Origin of the sequence: Mesorhizobium vachelliae (assembly GCF_033977325.1) — a bacterium.
GTDB classification, from domain to species: domain Bacteria; phylum Pseudomonadota; class Alphaproteobacteria; order Rhizobiales; family Rhizobiaceae; genus Mesorhizobium; species Mesorhizobium vachelliae.
In genome coordinates, this window is record NZ_JAVIIR010000070.1 from 1 (window position 1) to 1,188 (window position 1,188).

Annotated in this window: 1 protein-coding gene; it reads right to left on the reverse strand. The window is 65.8% G+C overall.

Translation table 11 applies throughout. The features are described 5' to 3' along the window. Window positions 1–1,029, reverse strand: a 1,029-nt coding sequence (locus tag RFM41_RS34050; RefSeq protein WP_320319359.1) for an IS256 family transposase, incomplete at its 3' end; no start/stop codon positions are given. Window positions 1,030–1,188: the final 159 nt, after the last annotated feature.

The window sequence follows — 1,188 nt, forward strand, 5'->3', positions numbered from 1 at the left end:
GGTCCTGCGCTTGATCTCGCCGTTGAGACGCTCGATCGGGTTGATGCTGTGAAGCTTGACGCGGTGTTCTTTCGGGAAAGTCATGTAGGCGAGCACGTCGTGCTCGGCCTCATCCATGACGGTGGCGAGCTTCGGCACCTTGGGCCGGATCTGGTCGGCCACGGCGCGCCATTGCACGCTTGCGGCCTCGGCCGTCTCCTGGGCGAAGGCGGTGGCGATGAAGGCCGAGACGACGCGGCGGCCGCTCTTGCCGGCATGCGCCAGCACGTTCCTCATGAAATGAACCCGGCAGCGCTGCCAGGTGGCTGAGAGCACCTTCGAGACCGCCGCCTTGATGCCCTCATGGGCGTCGGAGACGACAAGCTTGACGCCGCGCAGGCCGCGCCGGGTGAGCTTGCGCAGGAACTCCGTCCAGATCGGCTCGGCCTCCGAGGTGCCGATCTCCATGCCCAGAACCTCGCGCCGACCGTCACTGTTGACGCCCACGGCGATAATGACGGCGACCGAGACGATGCGGCCGCCGCGGCGCACCTTGAGATAAGTCGCATCGATCCAAACATACGGCCAGTCACCTTCGATCGGCCGTTCGAGGAAAGCCTTCACCTTGCCGTCGATCTCTTCGCACAGCCGCGACACCTGGCTCTTGGAGATGCCGCTCATGCCCATCGCCTTGACCAGATCATCGACCGAGCGGGTTGAGATGCCCTGGATGTAGGCTTCCTGGATCACCGCGGTGAGCGCCTTCTCGGCCATGCGGCGCGGCTCCAGGAACGAGGGGAAGTAAGAGCCCTTCCTCAGCTTGGGGATGCGCAGCTCGACCGTGCCGGCCCGCGTCTCCCAGTCGCGCTCGCGATAGCCGTTGCGCTGGGCCTGCCGCAGCGGGTTCTTCTCGCCATAGCCGGCGCCCGTCGCCGTGCCCACCTCCAGCTCCATCAGCCGCTCGGCGGCAAAGCCGATCATCTCGCGCAGGATATCGGCGTCGGGGGTCTTCTCCACGAGCGCGCGCAGGTTCATCATGTCGTCGGTCATCGGTGGTTCCTTCGAATCAGGTTGGTCTCAGCAACCCGACCCTACCGGGGAACATCGATGACCGCTGCTATCGCCGCTCGCTCGCTTCAGCGCTGTTGAGGGGCGCGCTCGCGAGCGGCTTCGTCACCGCCGAGCTACACCACTCAGCGGGACACGACC